12 protein-coding genes are annotated in these 16,618 nt (G+C 58.3%); 7 read left to right on the plus strand and 5 right to left on the minus strand.

Going from position 1 to position 16,618, the window contains the following annotated elements; translation table 11 throughout:
- The first annotated feature begins 66 nt into the window (after positions 1 to 66).
- Entirely contained in the window at positions 67 to 1,887 is a 1,821-nt protein-coding gene (locus C5F71_RS08205; RefSeq protein WP_104910938.1) for a hypothetical protein, read from the plus strand.
- A gap of 41 nt (positions 1,888 to 1,928) precedes the next feature.
- On the opposite strand, the gene C5F71_RS08210 is transcribed toward C5F71_RS08205, so the two are convergent.
- Together C5F71_RS08210 and C5F71_RS08215 are read right to left on the minus strand one after the other, a co-directional pair.
- A complete protein-coding gene (locus C5F71_RS08210) occupies positions 1,929 to 2,249 on the minus strand; it encodes a hypothetical protein (protein ID WP_029292076.1) in 321 nt (106 codons plus the stop codon).
- Between the two features lie 272 nt (positions 2,250 to 2,521).
- On the minus strand, positions 2,522 to 4,960 hold the full coding sequence (locus C5F71_RS08215) for a Lon protease family protein (protein WP_104910939.1): 2,439 nt from the start codon (positions 4,958 to 4,960) through the stop codon (positions 2,522 to 2,524).
- 265 nt (positions 4,961 to 5,225) lie between these two features.
- Here C5F71_RS08215 and C5F71_RS08220 point away from each other — a divergent pair, with 265 nt between their 5' ends.
- The 5 genes from C5F71_RS08220 to C5F71_RS08240 all read left to right on the plus strand — a co-directional run bounded on the left by C5F71_RS08220 (position 5,226) and on the right by C5F71_RS08240 (position 10,263).
- Positions 5,226 to 5,714: a DUF3015 domain-containing protein gene (locus C5F71_RS08220; protein WP_029292080.1), complete on the plus strand. Its 489-nt coding sequence runs from the start codon at positions 5,226 to 5,228 to the stop codon at positions 5,712 to 5,714.
- A 92-nt stretch (positions 5,715 to 5,806) separates the two neighbouring features.
- Positions 5,807 to 7,660, plus strand: coding sequence for a DUF4105 domain-containing protein (locus C5F71_RS08225; RefSeq protein ID WP_029292082.1), 1,854 nt, complete (start codon positions 5,807 to 5,809; stop codon positions 7,658 to 7,660).
- A 295-nt stretch (positions 7,661 to 7,955) separates the two neighbouring features.
- The gene (locus tag C5F71_RS08230) at positions 7,956 to 8,258 is read left to right on the plus strand and encodes a chorismate mutase (RefSeq protein WP_092230514.1); all 303 of its coding nucleotides are present in this window, start codon (positions 7,956 to 7,958) and stop codon (positions 8,256 to 8,258) included.
- A 300-nt stretch (positions 8,259 to 8,558) separates the two neighbouring features.
- Positions 8,559 to 9,644, plus strand: coding sequence for a type I restriction endonuclease (locus C5F71_RS08235; RefSeq protein WP_104910940.1), 1,086 nt, complete (start codon positions 8,559 to 8,561; stop codon positions 9,642 to 9,644).
- A gap of 262 nt (positions 9,645 to 9,906) precedes the next feature.
- Positions 9,907 to 10,263, plus strand: coding sequence for a hypothetical protein (locus C5F71_RS08240; RefSeq protein ID WP_104910941.1), 357 nt, complete (start codon positions 9,907 to 9,909; stop codon positions 10,261 to 10,263).
- 66 nt (positions 10,264 to 10,329) lie between these two features.
- On the opposite strand, the gene gdhA is transcribed toward C5F71_RS08240, so the two are convergent.
- Positions 10,330 to 11,667: an NADP-specific glutamate dehydrogenase gene (gene gdhA / locus C5F71_RS08245; RefSeq protein ID WP_104910942.1), complete on the minus strand. Its 1,338-nt coding sequence runs from the start codon at positions 11,665 to 11,667 to the stop codon at positions 10,330 to 10,332.
- A gap of 398 nt (positions 11,668 to 12,065) precedes the next feature.
- Between gdhA and C5F71_RS08250 the strand changes: the two genes are divergently transcribed.
- Complete coding sequence (locus C5F71_RS08250; RefSeq protein WP_177410425.1) at positions 12,066 to 13,490, plus strand: IS1182 family transposase; 1,425 nt, start codon at positions 12,066 to 12,068, stop codon at positions 13,488 to 13,490.
- 131 nt (positions 13,491 to 13,621) lie between these two features.
- Here C5F71_RS08250 and ettA read toward each other — a convergent pair whose 3' ends face one another.
- Both ettA and C5F71_RS08260 read right to left on the minus strand, forming a co-directional pair.
- Positions 13,622 to 15,286, minus strand: a complete 1,665-nt coding sequence (gene ettA / locus C5F71_RS08255; protein ID WP_029292090.1) for an energy-dependent translational throttle protein EttA — start codon at positions 15,284 to 15,286, stop codon at positions 13,622 to 13,624.
- 121 nt (positions 15,287 to 15,407) lie between these two features.
- Positions 15,408 to 16,604: a benzoate/H(+) symporter BenE family transporter gene (locus C5F71_RS08260; protein WP_104910943.1), complete on the minus strand. Its 1,197-nt coding sequence runs from the start codon at positions 16,602 to 16,604 to the stop codon at positions 15,408 to 15,410.
- Positions 16,605 to 16,618 lie beyond the last annotated feature (14 nt).

Consider the following 16,618-nt stretch of genomic DNA (forward strand, 5'->3'; position numbering starts at 1 on the left):
ACAATTTTTCTGCTAGTGTCGGCCTCATCAAAGTGGCTCGATGCTGCCGGACAGGAATCTCAAATAATGGATGTGCGATCTCCCTTGGCCAGTCTTGGCCTGTGTGTGGCATTGCTGGCGGCCAGCGGCTGCTCCCCCAGCGACGAGCCCAAGCAAGCCAGTCTCGAAGAAAAAACCGCTCAGTTCGAGCAATCCCTGGACGCCATCCAGGACCCACGCCTCAAGGAGGCCGTAGCCGAACTGGGCGGTTCGCTACTGCTGCTGGAGCGTGCGCGCATCAAGCTCGACACCAAACCCGTCGAGACCGAGTACGGGGAAAACACCCTAGCCGCGCTTGCGCACTACCCGACGCCACAAGCACTGGTGGATACCTACATCAACGGGCTATTCGTCCTGCGCAAGAACTCGCACTCGGACTACCTGACCGATCTGCAACCGGTGTTCCCGTTCAGCGTCAATATGCCGGACCAATTCCCCTTCCCCCATGGCCTGGAATGGCAATCGGTGACCTTGAGCAACAACAAGGTCATCCCATTCCAGCCGGAATGGTCGGAAACCGACCCCGGCATTCAACTGAGCCCCAGCAGCTCCAACCTGACCAACCCGGACGACCTGACCGTCACCTATCCGTTCATCGAAGGCATCGAGACGGACAACAAGAGCCAGCCCCAACCCATCACACTCAAGGGCCAGGTCGAGGTCATCGCACCGCGTAAAGTCCTGACCTTCGACCTGACTCGCAAAGACGTGGGCCAGAAACGCAGCGAGGAAAACCTCACCGTTACCCTGCTGGCCCTGGAAAACAACTACGCCGAGATCGAACTGACCAACACCGCGCCCCTGGCGCCGCAAGTAGCGGATGAGTCGCCCAACCCGCTGCTGGTCCAGGCCCGCGACACTACGGGGCAGTTTCTTTCCCGCTCCGGCTCAATCAACGAGAGCGCCGCCCAGGTGGCGTTCTACGAGCAGCAACTGGCGCAGATGCGCAAGCAGAAAACCTGGTCCGACGCCTTTGAGAAACAGCTGGGGGACGAGCAGAAAGCCTTTGAACAAAAGCAGGCCAGCCACTACGCCAAGGTCTACTTCAATGGGCAGATCGATAACCTGCAGGTCAGCGTACTGGACTTTTCCGAAGCAACTGTCACCCGCAAGGACCTTGAGCTGCCGATCCGGCGCTTCGACAAAAACAGCCTGGAAAAAACCGTGCAGGCCCTGCCCATGCCGGTCACGGTGTATGACGACCAGGCCGCAGACTGGCTGCAAAGCGCCAGCCTCACCGAAGACCAGTTGAAAAGCAGCATCACCATCAGCCAGTCAGTGGAGGACGCCAGCGCCGCCCACATCGCCTTTGACCATCCTTTCACGTTCAATGACGATCTGATCGGCTCGACACGCACCAGCAGCGATGCACCGCTGACGTTCTTTACGGCGAACGATGAAGGCAAGCGCGGCGAGCCCATCGAGTTGCCCACCGAGGCCTTTGAGGTCGACCCATGGCGCGGCACGATCACCTACGATCTGAATTTATTCCCGGAAAACCCAGGGTTTGCCGTGGGATCGATCCCACTGTTCCTCGCCACCATCGAAAAAAGCACCGTCAGCACGGCACAATTGCCCAAGGGCCTGTCGCTCCAGGACAACGCGCTGATTGTCGACCAGGCGCTTTTTCCTTCCGACAGCTGGCGGTTCTTTGCCAAGGACGCCAGCGGCAACTATTTGAAGGAAATCCTCGGCGTCAGCCATCGCGCCCAGGAATACGGCACGGCACTGTTTGATGTGCATTACTTTTATGGCCGGCCGACCGAGCTTGAAACCTACCAACGCACGGCGTTGAACACGGTGCAGTACGGCTTTGAGGTCAAGCTGGACAAACCCGAGACCAAATAATTTGTAGGAGCCGGCAAGCCGGCCCCTACAGGGGTTGCGGGTTACAGGTGCAGGGCGTGGGGCCGGCCGCCGTTGAGCTGGCGCAGATGGGCTTGCAGGTGAATGCACCATATCTGCGGGTCGTCGGCCAGTTCGTAGCCGTGCAGGGTCAGGCTTTGCACGATGGATTCAAGAATGTTTTCCGCGACGAACGGCCCGTGGAACGGCCCTTGGGACTTGATGGTCGAGGGCTGCTCACCGGTCATTCCGGCGGCAAACAGCAACGTCCACATCCCTGCGTCCCCCGCAAGAGGACGAATGGAACATTCAATTCGGGTAACCAGGCCCAGGCACTGGCGGGTGAGGCAAAGGCTGCGCGGCATGGCGGCGACCCTCGGTAGATCCGGTGTTCAGCCTCCAAGTGCAAGGCTGTCTCTATCCCATGACTCCTGTAGATATCCCTTGAGCTGAGAATAGAAGAAAACCGGTACAAACCAAGGTTGTAGGGACCAACGGTGGTTGGCCCCATACAATTGAGCCAAAAATATGGCACCCCCTGTAGGAGCCGACTTGCCGGCGATAGCGCCAAAGCTGCTGGCCTATCAATACCTGACAGACCGCCATCGCCGGCAAGCCGGCTCCTACAACGGATACATCAGGTTGGCTTGGCCTCAGCCAACGCCTGCTGCGCCAGTTCCTTTTCCGCCTCTTTGAGGTCTTCCTCGCTGATCATCTCGGCAATCGCCCGCAGACGCTCAACCACGCGGGCGTTGACGCTACCCTCGGGGAATTGCCCTTCTGCATCCGGCTCACCCGCAGGTTCGCCCACCAACAGGCTCAACGCCTCGTCGGCCTGGCGCACGGCATACACATGGAACTGCCCTGCCCGCACGGCCTGCAAGACCTTCTCATCGAGCATCAACGTCGCGACGTTGGCCTGGGGAATGATCGCGCCCTGCTCGCCCGTCAAGCCACGAGCCTCGCACAGACGGAAGAAGCCTTCGATCTTCTCGTTGACCCCGCCCACCGCCTGCACTTCGCCGAACTGGTTGATCGAGCCGGTGATGGCAAAGCACTGCTTGAGCGGCGTCTTCGACAGCGCCGAAATCAACGTGCAGGCCTCGCCCAACGAGGCACTGTCGCCGTCGACGTAACCGTAGGACTGCTCCAGGGCAATGCTCGCGGAGATCGCCAGGGGGAATTCCTGGGCATAACGGCTGCCCAGGTAACCGGTGAGGATCATCACACCCTTGGAGTGGATCGGTTGCCCAAGGTTGACCTCGCGCTCGATGTCGACAATGCCGCTACCGCCCGGGTACACCGTGGCGGAAATCCGCGCCGGCACGCCAAACGCCGAATCACCGACCTCGAGCACAGTCAGCCCGTTGCATTTACCCACCGCGGCGCCAGCCGTGTCGATGAGGATGACCCCGGCGAGCATGTCGTCGAGAATCCGCGCAGAGACCCGCCCGGTGCGCGTGGCCTTGGCTTTCAGGGCACGTTCGATATGCCCGGCGTCAGTGCGTTCGTCGCCTGCCAAGTGGCGGATGAAGTCCGCCTCGCTGACCAGTTGGAACAGGTCGCCAATCCGGGCCGACAAGCGTGCCTGGTGCTCCGCCAAGCGAGCGCTGTAGGTCGCCAGCCGCGCCACGGCATCCGAGGTCAGCGGTGCCATGCCTTCTTCCGAGGTGCGGGTTTTCAGCAATTGGGCAAATTGCTCCAGGCTCTCATCGACCATCGGGATATCTTCATCGAAATCCACCAGTACCCGGAACATCTCCTGGAAGTCCGGATCCAGGTCTTGCAACGTGTAGTACAGCGAACGGGCGCCAATGATGATGACCTTCACCTGCAATGGAATCACTTGCGGGTTGAGGGTCACGGTGGCCAGGCGGCCCAACTCGCCCAGTGGCGATTCCATCTTCAGCTTGCGTGATTGCAGGGCCCGCTTGAGCGCGTCCCAGACAAACGGCTCGCTGAGCATTTTCTCGGCTTCCAGGATCAGGAAGCCGCCGTTGGCGCGGTGCAGCGCCCCCGGGCGCAATTGCCGATAGGTGGTGTAGAGCGCGCCCTGGTCGGTGCTGTACTCGATCCGGCCGAACAGGTTGTCGTAGGTCGGGTGCGGCTCGAACACCACGGGTGCGCCGCCATTGAGCGCATGGCCCACTACCAGGCTCGGGCAGTACTGCTCTTCGAGCAGCTTGCGCGCCTGGGCGTCGGTTTTCGCGTCATCCACCAACAACTCGACCACGGTCTTGAGCAGATAGACCTGCATCGCCTGCAGGTAGCCGCAGACGCCGGCGTTCTCGGCGTACTTCTCCGACAACGGCGCCAGCAGTGGCTGCAAGGCCAGGGTGATGGTCTCTTCGTTGAACTGGCGCATCTGGTTGTTGGACTCGCGCTTCCACTGCGGCAGGCTGGCGAGTTCTTCGTTGAGGCGTTCTTCGAGCTCGGAAATATCCGTGTGGAAGCGCTCACGATCGGCTTCCGGCAGTTGCGAGAACTCGGCCTCGTCCAGGGCCTTGCCATCGAGCATCGGGGTAAAGGCGATGTTGGTGCTGTCACGGTACAGCGCCACGTCCTTTTCCAGGGCTAGGCGCTCGATCACGTCCAACGCACGGTCGTAGCGCTGGTTGAAGGCGCGGTCGATGGCGCTTTTGCGCTGCTGATACGTCGGGTGCTCGAACACCGCCGGGAACGTGGCGACCAGGTTGTCGATCAGGCCACTGATATCGGCAATGAACGGGGCCGCGCCGCCTGCAGGCAATTCCAGGGCGCGGGGCTCGCGGGGCTCGTCGAAATTATTGACATAGACCCAGTCTGCCGGGGTCTGCAGGCGCTTGCCTTCGGCCTTGAGGTAGCGTTTGACGAACGAAAAGCGCCCGGTACCGTGCTCACCCATGACAAACACGTTGTAACCGGGGCGTGGCATCGCCACACCGAACTGCAACGCTTCAACCGCGCGTTCCTGGCCAAGCACACCGCGAAAGGGCTCCAAGTCATTGGTGGTCGAGAAGCTGAACTGTTCAGCGGAGAAAGGACGAGTCAGCGCTTCGGGCGCTAGACGCAAGCTGGCAGCAACAGGATCAGGCATCGGGCTTCCTTACATCAGGCGGGGCAATGGCGGCATTCTGGCGCCGTGCGTAGCTGGCTGGCAAGGCACGACTGAGGTAAAGCATAGACACGGGATGCGGCGTGCAAAAAAACCGGTCTGCATTGATTGTTTTACAAAAAACCACGGAACCCTTGGAACATGCCTAAACTCCAAACTGCGCGGGTTGGACTAATAACTGGCCCCTAGGGCGCCATGAGGCGCCTGAACCCTTGTCCATTGGTTTGCACACTAAGAGAACAAAGCTATGAAACGGATCCTTCTCGGTACTCTCTTCACCGTTGTCTCCCTCAATGCAATGGCCGAAGCGCCAGGTGGCCCGAACTGCGGTTGGGGCAACATGCTGTTCGAAGGCCAGCGCGGCACGCCGGCCCACTTTCTGGCCTCCACCACCAACGGCACCTCCGGTAACGCCACGTTCGGCATGACCTCGGGCACCAACGGTTGCAGCACCAACAGCGCGCTGACTTACGGCGGCAAATCGTGGATTGCCATGAATGGCATGATGAACGAGCTGTCCGAAGACATGGCCAAAGGCAATGGCGAAGCGCTGACCACCTATGCCGTGGTCCTGGGCGTTGCTCCAGAGGATCGTGATCACTTCGCAGCAGTGACTCACGAACACTTCCAGCAGATCTTCAGCAAGGCTGACGTAACCGCAGAAGACGTGCACTCCAACACCATCGCTGTTCTCAAAGGCGATGCCCGCCTGGCGAAATACGCCACCCAGGCTTAAGCTCGACCTGCCCGCGCCCTTATCCGGCGCGGGTTTTGTTTTTTGGACCTGCCCGCTTTGGGTCTTTATTTATTCCGACTTAAGTTGCCCCTATGCTCAAACGCCTTGCCTACCTGGCACTCTTCGCCTGCGCCCCGCTATCTGCGGCGCCGCATCTTGATGATCAACGTTTGCAGCAACTGGCCAATGATCCGTTCTGGCTTTCGCTGGGGCACTATGAAGCCGGCAAGATCAGCGGTTGGCGCAGCTATGTCAGCGACCAGAAATTCTTCATCGCCAAAGACGGTGCCCATCACCCGGACGCCGAGCTCAAGGCCACTGTAGAGGCGCTGTACGCCCCGGCCAGCCTTGGCGAAAAACACACCCAATGCGTGTACCCGGCCCGCACCCGCTGGCTCAAAGACCAGTTGCAGCTGAGCGACCTGCCGGCCGTGGACTGCGCCGAGTTCAAGCAATGGTTCAAGGACGTCGCGCCCCACAGCGCGGTGATGATCTTCCCGGCGGCCTATCTCAACAGCCCGTCCTCGATGTTCGGCCATACCTTGCTGCGCATCGACCAGGCCGACGTACAAAGCAACAAGACTGCCCTGCTCAGCTACGCGATCAATTTCGGCGCCTACATTGAAGGCTCGGACAACAGCATCCTCTACGCCTGGAAAGGCCTGATGGGCGGTTACCCAGGGCTGTTTGCCCTGGTGCCCTACCAGGAAAAACTCTCGGAATACCGTAGCCTGGAGAACCGCGACCTGTGGGAATACCGCCTGAACCTGACCCAGGTCGAAACCGAGCGCATGGTCGAGCACGTGTGGGAGCTCAAGCAGATCCAGTTCGACTACTTCTTCTTCGATGAAAACTGCTCGTACCGCCTGCTGGAACTGCTGCAAGTGGCGCGCCCAGGCCTGCGCCTGACCGAACAGTTCCCGCTGACTGCCATTCCTACCGACACCGTAAAAGCGGTGAAGGACGCCGGCCTGGTGGAAAAAATCGATTACCGCCCGTCCCGTGAACGGGAATTGCTGGAGCGCGCCAAGCCCCTGGACAGCGACGAGCAACAATGGGTGCTGAAGATCAGCGATGACCAGAAAAAACTGCAAGACCCAACGTTCAAAAGCCTGGGCAAAGACCGCCAGGCCCTGATCATCGACGCTGCCTACCGCCTTGGCCGCTACCGTGCCAACGGCCTGGAGCGCGACAGCGAGCGCTCCCAGCGCAGTTTCGAGTTGCTGCGGGCGATCAACCAGAACCCGGCGCCCGACCTCCAGATCGATCGCCCTGGCCTGCCGGAAAACGGCCATGAGTCGCGCACCTGGCAAGCAGGCATCGGTACCCGTGGCGACAAGGCCTTCGGCGAATACGGCCTGCGCATGGCTTACCACGACCTCAATGACAACGCCGAAGGCTTCCCCCTGGGCGCGCAGATTGAAATCCTGCAGATGAAACTGCGCCAGTACGAAGGTAACAACTGGCAACTGCAGCAACTGGACCTGGCGACCATCCGCTCCCTGACCCCGCGCAATGAGCTGCTGCAGCCGTTGTCCTGGCAAGTCACCGGCGGCCTTGAGCGAGTACCGGGCAAACATGACGACGAAACCCTGGTCAGCCACGTCAATGGCGGCGCCGGCGGCACCTGGCAACTGCACGACGACATGCTCGGCTTTGCCCTCGGCACCGTGCGCGTGGAACATAACAACGACTTCAGTGAATTCATCTCCCCGGCGGCCGGCTTCAACACTGGTGTCTTGTGGAAAAACCCGCTGGGCAACCTCAGCCTGGAGGCCAAGGGCGACTTCTTCACCAATGGCGAAGTACGCCGTAGTATCAGCCTGAATCAGCAGTGGGAAGTGTCACGTAACCTCGGCGTACGCCTGAGCGCACAACGCGAGTTCAGCCACATGGCCACGCCGGTGAACGAAGTGATGCTGGAAGTGAAGTGGTATCACTATTGACCCGGCGCAAAACCCACTGAAATTCCAGTGTGGGCTTGCCCCGCGCTGGGCTGCGAAGCAGCCCCAATAAGACGAATGCGTTGTACCAGATACACCGCAGCGGCTGGTTTTGGGGCTGCTTCGCACCCCAGCGCGGGGCAAGCCCGCTCGCCACAGGAGAGTTCGTCAGTTTCTGAAAGTTGTGTAGATACCTATGCCGCGATGACCGAGGTTCAGCTAGCACATATGCTGGCTGACACACCGCCATCGCCGACAAGCCCGCTGCCACATTTTGACATCCAGGAGTTCTAACGACATGGCCGTCACCTGCACCACCCTTGAACAAGTCCGGGAAAACATCGACCGCCTGGACCGCCAGATCGTCGCCCTGCTGGCCGAACGCGGCAGTTTCGTCTCCCAGGCCGCGCGCTTCAAAAAAGACAGCGATGGCGTCAAGGCTCCCCAGCGTGTCGAACAAGTCATCAACAAGGTTCGCGAGCTATCGCACACCCTTGGGGCCAACCCCGACGTCACTGAACAGGTGTACCGGGCGATGATCAGCGCATTCATCCAGCAGGAATTGGCCGAACACGCCGCTCTCACCCAACCCACGACATAACCCCCTAGGGCAAGCCCACTCGCCATAACCTCACCTGTGCACCTGGGTTTTCGGCATGATTGCTTGGGCAAACTCATCCAATCCGGAAAACGGTTCTCGCTGCCAGCACAAACATACTTTTAGCCAAGCACCCAACTCGTTGATATATAAGAGGGAAATTCCTGGAGCCTGCTAGCTTTTCTTTAGTTGCCACAAAGTTGCTCTTACTCAATTCTCTTTTTGAAGTTTTTTGTCTAGTATCGGACAGCAATCAAATTGCCACCATGTCTATACACGGATCTGAATAGGTAAGAGGCTTATATGGAATTTTTCGAAAAGCTTACCAGCCTGGCCGCAAAGGTTCGCTTGCAAGGCCCCGCTATTCAAACAGAAGAAGCTACAAAAAATGCGTTCGTAATGCCGTTTATCAACACGGTATTGGGTTACGACGTGTTTGATCCGCAGGAAGTAACCCCTGAATTTGTCTGCGATATCGGAACAAAGAAGGGCGAAAAAATTGATTACGCAATCATCAAGGAAGGCGAGGTTCAAATACTCATCGAATGCAAAAAAATCGGTGAGCCACTGAACCTCAATCATGCATCTCAATTGTTTCGCTACTTTCACGTTACAAGTGCAAGAATCTCGATTCTCACCAATGGTCAGGTCTATAAGTTTTTTACAGATCTGGATGCGCCCAACAAAATGGATGAAAAACCGTTTCTGGAATTGGACCTTCTGGATATTGACGAATACTCAGTTCCAGAATTGACCAAACTGACCAAGTCAGCCTTTGATGTCGACTCAATCATCAATGCAGCGGGTGAGCTGAAGTACGTCAGTCAAATCAAAAAAGTCATAGCATCACAGGTCAGTAAACCCGATGATGACTTTGTCAAAGTTTTCGCATCTCGGGTGTACGAAGGAGTAATTACACAGAAAGTCCGTGAGCAGTTCTATGAACTGACCCGAAAGGCTTTAAGCCAATTCCTCAACGACCAAATCAATGATCGACTCAAGTCAGCCATGAGTGGGGCTATTCAGCCGACCATAACCTCTCTACCCGTCTCGTCCAGCGCCAATACAACCACGACTGAACGCGACGAGTTAGAGGAAAAAGTTCTGACAACACTTGAAGAGCTTGAGGGTTATCACATCGTAAGAGCTGTCGTGCGCTCAGTGGTCGATGCCAAACGGATCGTACAACGAGATACACAGAGCTACTTCGGGATTTTACTCGACGACAATAATCGCAAGCCCATTTGCCGACTCCACTTCAACCGCAGCCAGAAGTACATCGGTATTTTTGATGAGGAAAAAAACGAAACCCGACACGCCATTTCATCCATTGATGAGATTTATGAATACTCAGACCATCTGAAGAAAACGGTAGGGTACTACGACTGACGAGTTGAAGGCCCGGGCCCCCGGTGGCGAGCGGGCTTGTCCCGCGTTGGGCTGCGCAGCGGCCCCAGCACAGACGCATGCGTTGCATCTGACTTTGCGTGGCGCCTGGTTTTGGGGCAGCTTCGCTGCCCAACGCGGGGCAAGCGGGCTTGCCACCAAAAATATGCCGTCCAAACAAATAGCTCACCCAGCTTTCACATCTCCCCGACGAATCCCCTTCTAGACTTCCCTTATCAGCCGCTCAACGGCCAGGGAGTATGAGATGTGGCGGTTCGCTGTGGTGCTGGGCGTGGTGATGGCGCTTTCAGGGTGCCAAACCACCCACGAGGAGTTGCTGGCCAGGGGTTATCCACCGGCCTTCGCCGACGGTTTTGAGGATGGCTGCGGCAGTGGGCGCCAGTCGGCCGGGGTGATCACTGGGGTGTTTCGCAAGGACGTCCCACGCTATGTGAAGGACCGCACCTACGCCGAAGGCTGGGAGGATGGCTTTCGCCAGTGCAAGGCCATGCGCGAGAGCGAGGACCAGCAGGACTACCGGGAGCGCCACTGGGACGAGCGCGAGCGCGCCTGGCAGCAAGAGAAGGACCGCGACGCCGCACGGGCCTATCGCAGCCAATAACACCTCTGTAGGCGCTGGCTTGCCAGCGATGGCAAGCCAGCGCCTACAGTGGATCAGCGTTATGGCTTAGACGATACCCTGGGCCAGCATTGCATCGGCCACTTTCACAAAGCCCGCGATGTTCGCGCCCTTCACGTAGTTGACCCGGCCATTTTCCTCACCGTAGTGCACACAGGCGTGGTGGATCGATTGCATGATGTTGTGCAGTTTGCTGTCCACTTCACCGGCGGTCCACAGCAGGCGCATGGCGTTTTGCGACATTTCCAGGCCACTCACCGCCACGCCGCCGGCATTGGAGGCTTTGCCCGGTGCGAACAGGATGCCGGCGTCGATAAAGATATCCACAGCCTCGAGGGTGGTCGGCATGTTGGCGCCTTCGGCCACGCAGATGCAACCGTTGCGCAACAGGTGGTGGGCGGCTTCGGCGTCCAGTTCGTTCTGGGTCGCGCATGGCAGGGCGATATCGCAGGCCAGTTCCCACGGGGTCTTGCCGGCGCGGAATTCCAGGCCGAAGCGCGAGGCCAATTCGCTGATGCGCCCGCGCTGTACGTTTTTCAGCTCCAGCAACGCCGACCATTGCTCCTCGGTCAAACCACTTTCGCAATACAGGGTGCCTTCGGAATCGGACAGGGAAATTACTTTGCCGCCCAGGTCCATGACTTTGCGCGCCGCGTACTGCGCGACGTTGCCCGAGCCAGAAACCGCCACGCGCTTGCCTTCGACACGCTGGCCCTGGCGCTTGAGCATTTCTTCAGCGAAGTACACACAGCCAAAACCGGTGGCCTCGGGGCGGATCAGGCTGCCGCCGTAGCTCATGCCCTTACCGGTAAACACCGAGGTGAATTGGTTGCTCAGGCGCTTGTACTGGCCGAACAGAAAGCCGATTTCCCGGGCGCCCACGCCAATGTCGCCAGCGGGTACGTCCACGTCCGCGCCGATATGGCGATACAACTCGCTCATGAACGACTGGCAAAAACGCATGACCTCGGCGTCGCTCTTGCCCTTGGGATCAAAGTCCGAGCCGCCCTTGCCGCCGCCCATGGGCAGCGAGGTCAGGGAGTTCTTGAAGGTCTGCTCAAAGGCGAGGAATTTCAGCACCCCGAGATTGACCGACGGATGGAAGCGCAGGCCGCCTTTATAGGGGCCAATGGCGCTGTTCATCTGGATACGGAAACCGCGATTGACCTTGACCTTGCCCTGGTCATCGACCCACGATACCCGGAAGGTAATGGCCCGTTCCGGCTCGCAGATGCGCTCGAGGATGCCCGAAGTCAGGTAGTGGGGATTGGCTTCAAGAAAAGGCCACAGGCTGCGTAGGACTTCTTCCACAGCTTGGTGGAATTCCGGCTGGTCCGGGTCGCGTTTTTTGAGGCGGGCAAGGAAGGATTCGACGGATTCGATCATGAAAAGTCTCGGCAGATTTATTGTCGTTAATGGCGAATTGCCCAGGACTTTATCAATTCATGTCGCACCGCGACAGGGCAAAATGTCGCTTTTGTGAATTTAAATGGTGCATTGGATATAAATAACCCTAATTTTCTGCCCCCTAACGGGGATTTAAACTCGGGGAATGCACCAATAGTTAAACCGCTATCGCAGGCAAGCCAGCTCCCACATTTGATCGTGTTGTAGCGCAGGTACTCGATCTAATGTGGGAGCTGGCTTGCCTGCGATGAAGTCACCTCGGCGTACCTGAAATGCGCCCACAAAAAACGGAGCCCGAAGCAGACTGTGTGAAAACCTAGCAATCTGCTGGCAGGTTAAAGAAAATGCCCGTATCGCAAGATACGGGCATTTTGCTTATGCGCTATATCCAAGGTGAAGACCGCTCCCAGAGCGCGCTGTTTCCACTTTCGCTGGACGAACTTATCCCCGATGACCATCTGGTTCGGGTGATCGAGGCCTACATTTCCCTGCTGGACCTTGAGCAGTTGGGTTTCGACAAAGCCAGACCCAAGGCCACGGGACGCCCTTCATACGATCCTGCCGATCTGCTCAAACTCTACTTGTACGGCTATTTCCAGCGTATTCGCTCGTCGCGACGACTCGAGGCCGAGTGTCAGCGCAACGTTGAAGTCATGTGGCTGCTGGGCCGACTGGCCCCTGACTTCAAAACCATTGCTGATTTTCGCCGCGACAACAGTGCGGCGTTCAGCGCCACCTGCCGCGCCTTTGTTCAGTTTTGCCGACACGCGGGCCTGATTGCTGGCGAGCTGGTGGCCATCGATGGCAGCAAGTTTCAGGCAGTGGCTTCGAATCGAAAGCACATGACGCCGAAAAAGCTCAAACACCAGGAAGCGGCGCTCGAGAAGCGCATTGCACGCTATTTGGCGCAGCTCGATGAGGCGGATCATGGCGAGGAAGGGGAGTCCATTGACCGCTCAGCGGTGCAGGCGGCGCTTCGGGAGTTGCAGGTAAAAAAGGCCAATAACCAGACCTGCCAGGTGCTAATGGAAGCTCAAGGTCTGGTTCAACACATTGTGGGCGAGTCCGATGCGCAAAAAATGCGTACGCCTTCTGGCAAGTTCGTGGCGTACAACATCCAAAGCGCCGTGGACGCTGAACACTGTCTGATTCTGCACTATGAGGTGACTCAAGATGGCGCAGATCGGCAGCAGCTTGAGCCGATGGCAAAAGCCGCTAAAGCCCAATTACAGCAATCGCAATTAAGCGTCACTGCCGACGCCGGCTACTCCAATGGCGAACAGTTTCAGGCCTGTGAAGACGCCAGTATCACGCCGTTCGTGCCCCCTAATCGGTCAGTCAACAATCAAGGTGGCGGTACTGAGTTTTTCGATCGCACGGACTTCAAATACGAAGAGCAAAGCGACGCTTATCAATGCCCTGCCGGCAAGATGCTAACGCTCAAGCAGATGAGCAAGGGCGACCGGATTTATCAGGCGACTCTCGCCGATTGCAGCGTTTGCCCGTTAAAAAGCCGCTGCACCAAAGCGAGCCGCCGTTATCTCACACGCCATGCTCATGAAGCCGCTTTTGAACGTATGAAGCTGCGAATGCAGGCCCACCCCGAGATGATGGTCAGCCGACGATCCATCGTCGAACACCCCTTCGGCAATCTCAAGCAATGGCTATTTGGCAATGGCCGGTTCTTGCTGCGACAGCTGAAAGGCGCCAGAGCCGAAATGGCACTGGCAGTGCAGGCCTATAACCTGAAAAGAGCGATCAAGGTGATGGGCGCCCATCAGTTGATGGCATTGATGGGCTGAAAGGCCCTTTTTTCGTTCTGCCTGTTAGAAAAACAAATGCCCCGACAAGTCGGGGCATTTGTTTTTGACATTGGCAGGTTGTGTTTTCACACAGTCTGCGAAGGCTCCGCTTTTCAAACCACCGACCCGATTCAGGCCAGTTTCTTGTGCCGTACACGATGCGGCTGGGCAGCCGCTTCGCCCAGGCGCTTCTTGCGATCGGCTTCGTACTCGGTGTAGTTGCCTTCGAAGAACACAGCTTGCGAGTCATCTTCGTACGCGAGGATGTGTGTCGCCACGCGGTCAAGGAACCACCGATCGTGAGAGATCACAATCGCGGCGCCCGGGAAGTCCAGCAGGGCTTCTTCCAGGGAACGCAGGGTTTCAACGTCGAGGTCGTTGGACGGTTCGTCGAGCAGCAGGACGTTGCCGCCCTCTTTCAGGGTCAGGGCCAGGTGCAAGCGACCACGCTCACCACCGGACAGGTCCTTGACGAACTTCTGCTGGTCGCCACCCTTGAAGTTGAAGCGGCCGACATAGGTGCGCGACGGGATTTCATAGTTGCCGATGCGGATCTGGTCGGAACCGTCGGAAATCTGCTGGAACACGGTCTTGCTGCCGTCGAGGTCTTCGCGGCTCTGGTCGACACAGGCCAGTTGCACGGTTTCGCCGACTTCAATGGTGCCCGAATCCGGTTGCTCCTTGCCCATCAGCATGCGGAACAGCGTGGATTTACCCGCACCGTTACCACCGATCACGCCAACGATGGCGCCTTTAGGCATGGAGAACGACAGGTTGTCGATCAGCACGCGGTCGCCATAGCCTTTGCAGACGTTCTTGAACTCGATGACCTTGTCACCCAGGCGCGGACCGGCCGGGATGTAGATTTCGTTGGTCTCGCTGCGCTTCTGGAATTCCTGGGACTGCATTTCCTCGAAGCGTTGCAGACGGGCCTTGGATTTCGACTGACGGGCCTTGGCGCCTTTGCGCACCCATTCCAGCTCGTCTTTCATGGCCTTTTCATGGGCCGACTGCTGCTTGGATTCAGCGGCCAGACGGTCGGACTTGGCTTCCAGCCAACCGGAGTAGTTGCCCTCGTAAGGGATACCCGCGCCACGGTCGAGTTCCAGGATCCAGCCGGCGACGTTGTCCAGGAAGTACCGGTCGTGCGTGATCGCAACCACGGTGCCCGGGAAGTCATGGAGGAAGTGTTCCAGCCAGGCCACGGAGTCGGCGTCCAAGTGGTTGGTCGGTTCGTCGAGCAGCAGCATGTCGGGGGCCGACAGCAGCAGGCGGCACAAGGCCACGCGGCGCTTTTCACCACCGGACAGGTGCTCGACCTTGGCGTCCCACGCCGGCAGGCGCAGCGCATCGGCGGCGACTTCCAGCTGGCGCTCCAGGTTGTGACCGTCACCGGCCTGCAGGATGGCTTCGAGCTTGGCCTGTTCGGCGGCCAGTTTGTCGAAGTCGGCATCCGGCTCGGCGTAGGCGGCATAGACCTCGTCCAGGCGGGCCTGGGCGTCCTTGATGACGCTGACGGCTTCCTCGACCACTTCACGCACAGTCTTGGACGGATCCAGGATCGGCTCTTGCGGCAGGTAGCCGATGTTCAGTTCGGGCATCGGGCGGGCTTCGCCTTCGAACTCGGTGTCGACGCCAGCCATGATTTTCAGGAGCGTGGACTTACCCGAACCGTTGAGGCCGAGCACACCGATCTTGGCGCCCGGAAAAAAGGACAACGAAATGTTTTTCAGGATTTCCCGCTTCGGTGGAACAACTTTGCCCAACCGATGCATGGTGAAAACGTATTGAGCCAAAATATGGACCTCGTAAAAAGATGAGAACAGGGCCTGCGTAGCGGCATGGCGCTGTACGTAGCACATCGAATGATCAAGGTTAACCTAAGTCAGCGGCGGCGGGCAGGTTGACAGGTGCTTTTCAGCCGCGCTTTTTCCTGCTGTAGGCCAGATAGAACACAAACCCCAGCGCCACCCCCCAAAATGAAGAAGACACATGGAAGAAGTCGGGGAAATACACGGTGATCATCAAGGTGGCGACAGCCGGGTAATAAAGATCACTTTTGAGCGCGTCCCTCAGGGCGTCCGCCAGCGTGCTGAACAATGCCAGTGCAGCCAGCGCCAGCACAACCGCCGAAGGAATGACCGATAACAGGCTCACCAACCCGGCGGCAAAGAACGCCATGACCCAGTAACTGATGCCCGCCGCACAACTGGCGATATACCGCTGCGACTTGTCTTCGCAGGCCAAGGGCCCGGCACACATGGCCGCCGTCAGCGCTGCCAGGTTGAGATTGTGGCAGCCGAACAGGGAGGCACAACTGGTGGCGAATCCGGTGACGAACAGCATCCCGGGGAAATGGCTGGTGTAGCCGTTATTACGCAAAATCAGATAGCCGGGAATATTCTGTGAAAACAACGTGACCACAAACAGTGGGATGGACAGGTTGATAAACGAGGACAAGGTGAAGACCGGTACTACCCACTCAAACGTCAGGGCTGAAGCCTCCACCACCGGTGCCAGCGGTGGCTGGAGCAGGAAATAGGCAAATAGCGCGCAAAGCGTCACCGGCAAGGCGAATAACGGTTTGAAGATAAACAGCACCAACCAAAGGGCGGCCACCACTCCCATGATCAAGGGGTAGCGCTCAAAGGCCGGTACAAACGAGGTGGACAGTGAGAGCAAAACCCCCGCCAGCATCGCCGATGACAGGCTGGCGGGTATTTTTTCAATATAGCGGGCAATGTTCGGTACCACGGCCAGCGCCAGCATCAGTACCCCGGACATGAAAAAGGCACCGACTGCTTCACCAAACCCAACCAGGGGCTGGTTATACCCAAGCAGGATCGCCGACCCCGGTGTCGACCACGCAAACGCGTACGGCTTTCGGGTTAACAAGGAGTAGGCGATCCCCAGCCCTCCCTGAAACAGACACAGGACCGCCAGGGCGCTGACCGCCTGGCTGGGTGAAGCCCCTACGTTGTAAAAACCCTGCAGCACAATAAAAAAAGTACTGATAAACCCTATCAGCGCTGCACTCGCTCCTGTGCTGATCAGGCTCCACCAAGCCACGGGTAGGCCACTGCGCGCACTCCATCGCTTGCTTGAAACACTCATCACCGCCACCTCGC

It is taken from the genome of Pseudomonas sp. LG1D9 (assembly GCF_002949995.1).
GTDB lineage: Bacteria > Pseudomonadota > Gammaproteobacteria > Pseudomonadales > Pseudomonadaceae > Aquipseudomonas > Aquipseudomonas proteolytica.